This is a genomic window from Mesorhizobium sp. M4A.F.Ca.ET.020.02.1.1 (assembly GCF_004022645.1).
GTDB lineage: Bacteria > Pseudomonadota > Alphaproteobacteria > Rhizobiales > Rhizobiaceae > Mesorhizobium.
Genome location: NZ_RZOI01000538.1, coordinates 1 through 4,297, shown reverse-complemented (window position 1 = coordinate 4,297; position 4,297 = coordinate 1). Strand labels below are relative to the sequence as shown.

Here is a 4,297-nt window from a genome sequence, read left to right as displayed (position 1 = left end):
GTCAAGGACGTCAATCGCGGCCGCTGCATCAAGGTCGACGCTGTCATGGAGCCGCCGCCGCAATCCGAGAGCAGACCGCTGCCGAAGCTGAAGTCCGGCTTGACGCTCGAGATCGCCGCCAAGGAACTAACCAACTCTTCCTATGACGCGGCCTTCGTCACCGCAGACAGCGGCCAGCCGCTCGGGTTGATTTCCCTGCGGCAGATCACGGCGGCTCTATCATCCGGGTCGGCCGCGTGAAGATACGCAATTAGCGTCCTCCGGACGCTGATGAACGTTCCGAACGGGATAAGCGCTCCGGGGCTTGCCGGGGCGCTTTGACAAGAAAGCTCGCAGAAGGGCCGAATGACGCATTGGCCGAAACCGCCATTCCATTGACGGAGAACTATCTTGAAATTCGAAGGCATCTACACACCGGCGATCACGCCGCTCGGCCCCGATGGGCGGATCGATAACGCCGCGTTCGCGGACGTTCTGGAGTCACTTATTGAAGCCAAAGTGCACGGCATCATCATTGGCGGATCGACCGGCGAATACTACGCCCAGAGCACCCAGGAACGCTTCGCTCTCGGCGCCTACGCCAAGAAGGTGATTGGCACCCGCATCCCCCTCATCATCGGCACGGGTGCTATCAGGACCGAAGACTCGGTCGAATACGCCAAGGCGGCGAAAGAGATCGGCGCCGACGCGATCCTCGTATCGTCGCCGCCCTACGCCTTGCCGACGGAGCGCGAGAATTCGGTTCATGCCCTCACTGTGGACCGCGCCGCGAACCTCCCGATCATGCTCTACAACTACCCGGCGCGCATGGGTGTCATGATGGGGGAGGAGTATTTCTCCCGCATCGGAAAATCCCGGAATGTCGTCGCCATCAAGGAGAGCTCCGGCGACATGGGCAATCTGCATCGGCTGGCCCGCAAGTTCCCGCACATCTCGCTGTCCTGCGGCTGGGACGACCAGGCCCTCGAATTCTTCGCTTGGGGCGCCAGGAGCTGGGTCTGTGCCGGCTCGAACTTTCTCCCGCGCGAGCACGTCGCGCTCTACGAGGCGTGCGTGCTCGAGAAGAATTTCGACAAGGGCCGCGCGATCATGACCGCGATGCTGCCGCTGATGGATTTCCTCGAATGTGGAAAATTCGTCCAATCGATCAAGCATGGATGTGAGCTGATCGGCCTGAAGGCAGGTGGCGTTCGTGCGCCGCTGCGGCCTCTCAACTCAGAAGAAAAGCGAACCCTGCAGACTGTCGTCGCCACCTTGAAGCGCACGGTCGCCCAGATCACTTCAGGAGCAAACCATGCATGAGCCTTTGACCGCCGCCGAATACAGGGCGCTCGCCGCGGAGATCCAATTCCCGACCAACGCCTTTGTTGATGGGGCATTCCGTCCGGCGAATTCCGGCAAGACATTCAAGACGACAAATCCGGCTACCGGCGAGACGCTTGCCGAGATCGCCGCCTGCGATTCAACCGATGTCGATTTCGCCGTGGCCAAGGCCAGGGAAGCCTTCGATGACGGCCGCTGGCAGCACCTCTCGCCCGCGGAGCGCAAGGCCGTCCTCCTCAGATTCGCCAAGCTCTTGGAGCGCAACCGCCACGAGCTTGCGGTCATGGAGAGCCTCGACAGCGGCAAGCCGATTCGCGAATGCCAGACCGTCGACGTGCCGGATACGATCCATACCCTGCGCTGGCACGCCGAGCTCATCGACAAGCTCTACGACAACACGGCGCCTGTCGGCTCGAAGGCGCTGACCATGGTCGTGCGCGAACCGGTCGGCGTGGTCGGCTGCGTCCTGCCGTGGAACTTTCCGCTGCTGATGCTGGCCTGGAAGATCGGGCCGGCGCTGGCCGCCGGGTGCTCGGTGGTCGTGAAGCCCGCCCAGGAGACAACACTGACGACGCTTCGTGTCGCCGAGCTGGCCCACGAGGCCGGTATTCCGGCCGGTGTCTTCAATGTCGTGCCTGGCGGCGGCAAGGATGTCGGCGAACCGATCGGCATGCACATGGGCGTCGACATGGTGGCCTTCACCGGATCGACGCCGACCGGGCGCCGCTTCCTGCGCTACGCGGCGGACTCCAATCTTAAGCGCGTCGTGCTGGAATGCGGCGGCAAGAACCCGGCGGTGGTTCTCGACGATGCCGAGGATCTCGACCTGGTCGCCGAGCAGGTTGTCAACGGAGCCTTCTGGAACATGGGCGAGAATTGCTCGGCCACGTCGCGGCTTATCGTCCAGGCCAGCATCAAGGACGAATTGCTGCAGCGGATCGGCGCCTATATGCGCGAGTGGAAGACCGGCGATCCGCTCGACCCGGAAAACCGCATCGGCGCACTGGTCAGCAAGAGCCATTTCGAAAAGGTGAAATCCTTTCTCGCCGATGCAAAGACCGAAAAGCTCACGGTCGCCCACGGCGGCGGCACGCAGAAAGGCATCTATGTCGAGCCGACGGTCTTTGACGGTGTCACCCCTTCGAGCCGGCTGTTCCAGGAAGAGATTTTTGGTCCGGTCCTCTCGGTCACGACATTCAATTCGCTGGCTGAGGCGATCGCGCTTGCCAACGACACCAACTACGGCCTGACCGCGTCCGTCTATACGGGGAGCCTGCGCAAGGCGATCAAGCTTTCGCGCGAAATCCGCGCCGGTGTTGTCACCGTCAACTGCTTCGGTGAAGGCGATGCGACCACTCCGTTCGGCGGCTACAAGGAGTCCGGCTTCGGCGGGCGCGACAAGTCGGTCTTCGCGCATGACAACTACTGCGAGTTGAAGACGGTCTGGATCGACGTCTCGGATCGTTCGGTCGACGAGACCGTAAGATGAGTGACCTTGTGGTCAAGCGTCTCCCGGCGGAATCCGGAACCTCGGGCTGGGAGGCGATCAGCAAGCGATCCTTCCCGGTCCGCGCGCTTGAAGGCGACGTTTCGGCCGACTGGCTGATCATCGGCGGCGGCTTCGCCGGCCTCTCGGCGGCGCGGCGCCTCGCCCAGCTTCGACCCGGAGACAAGATCGTCCTCTTGGAAGCAGCAGAAATCGCCAAGGGTCCGGCGGGCCGCAACTCGGGCTACATGATCGACGTCCCGCACAATCTGTCGTCGGGCGAATACTCCGTTGCCGGTGAAGCCGAAACCAGGGCCGAGATCGCCCAGAACCGTTTCGCGATTTCCTTCGCCGCTGACGCGGCGGCGGAATACGGCATGGCCGCGCGCACCTTCGATCCGTCGGGCAAGATCAATGCCGCGGCGACGGGGCGCGGCATGACGCTCAATGCCAACTATGGTCGCTCGCTAAAGGCCATCGGCGAGGAGCACCGCTTCCTCGATGCCGTGGAGATGCGGGAGTTGACCGGCTCGTCTTACTATTTGGGCGGCCTCTATACGCCGGGCACCGTGATGATCCAGCCCGCCGACTATATTCGCGGGTTCGCTGCGGGCCTGGCCTCCAAAGTCGACATGTTCGAGCGCTCGCCGGTGCTGAAACTCGAACGCCTCGGCAGGACCTGGAAAGCGTTCTCGCGCAATGGGACCGTTACCGCTCCAAAGGTGATCCTGGGCGTCAACGGCCACATCGACGACTTCGGCTACTTCCGCGGCCGCCTGATGCATATCTTCACCTATGCGTCGATGACCGCCCCCTTCACATCGAAATCGACGGGCAAGGACAGGTGGGCCTTGCTTCCGGCCGACCCGATGGGCGCAACGGTCAGGAAGATTTCCAGCGATGGATCTTCGCGCATCGTAATCAGAACCCGGTTTACCTATGACTGGGCCGTTCAAGTCAGCGAAAAGCGTCTAGCCGGTATCGCCGCCGAGCAGCGGGCTTCGCTGGATGCGAGGTTTCCGGACCTTAAGGACGTGCCGTTCGAATACGTCTGGGCCGGTCGGCTTTGCCTCAGCCGCAACCATGTCCCGGCCTTCGGCGAGATCGAAGAGGGCCTCTATTCGGCATGCTGCGAGAACGGTCTTGGGACCGTCAAAAGCACGCTCGCGGGCGTCATGGCCGCCGATCTGGCGACCGGTGCCCGCTCCGAGATGCTCGACAAATTCTCGGATCAGCCACAACCGGCAAGGCTGCCGCCCGAGCCGCTGGCGTGGCTCGGCGTGAACGCCGTGATCCGTTTGCAGGAATTGCGTGCTGGCCGCGAAGGATGAGCCCTGGCCGCGCAATGTGAAAGTTGAGCCGGTACGGCAAAGAGAGAGATCATGCGCCGCAGCTTCTTCTGCATCGATTCCCATACGTGCGGCAATCCGGTTCGGCTCGTTGCAGGGGGTGGCCCCTTGCTGCCCCACGCCCCGATCGCCGAGAGGC

5 protein-coding genes are annotated in these 4,297 nt (G+C 62.8%); all 5 read left to right on the top strand.

Going from position 1 to position 4,297, the window contains the following annotated elements; all coding sequences use genetic code 11:
• On the top strand, nt 1-240 hold a 240-nt coding region (locus tag EN742_RS26110), incomplete at its 5' end, for a CBS domain-containing protein (protein WP_210214480.1).
• A 150-nt stretch (nt 241-390) separates the two neighbouring features.
• Nucleotides 391-1,302 carry a dihydrodipicolinate synthase family protein gene (locus EN742_RS26105; RefSeq protein ID WP_127400359.1) on the top strand — a complete coding sequence of 304 codons (912 nt, stop codon included), beginning with the start codon at nt 391-393 and terminating at the stop codon, nt 1,300-1,302.
• Entirely contained in the window at nt 1,295-2,812 is a 1,518-nt protein-coding gene (locus EN742_RS26100; protein ID WP_126056442.1) for an aldehyde dehydrogenase, read from the top strand. The genes EN742_RS26105 and EN742_RS26100 overlap by 8 nt, the downstream gene beginning before the upstream one ends.
• The gene (locus EN742_RS26095; protein ID WP_127405282.1) at nt 2,809-4,140 is read left to right on the top strand and encodes an FAD-binding oxidoreductase; all 1,332 of its coding nucleotides are present in this window, start codon (nt 2,809-2,811) and stop codon (nt 4,138-4,140) included. Before EN742_RS26100 ends, EN742_RS26095 begins: the two co-directional genes overlap by 4 nt.
• Nucleotides 4,141-4,191: 51 nt before the next feature.
• Nucleotides 4,192-4,297, top strand: a 106-nt coding sequence (locus EN742_RS26090) for a proline racemase family protein (RefSeq protein ID WP_189375597.1), incomplete at its 3' end; no start/stop codon positions are given.

Bases quoted from the DNA above. Each gene is read 5' to 3' on its own strand.
- EN742_RS26100 (WP_126056442.1), top strand. From the start codon at position 1,295: ATGCATGAGCCTTTGACCGCCGCCGAATACAGGGCGCTCGCCGCGGAG.
- EN742_RS26095 (WP_127405282.1), top strand. From the start codon at position 2,809: ATGAGTGACCTTGTGGTCAAGCGTCTCCCGGCGGAATCCGGAACCTCG.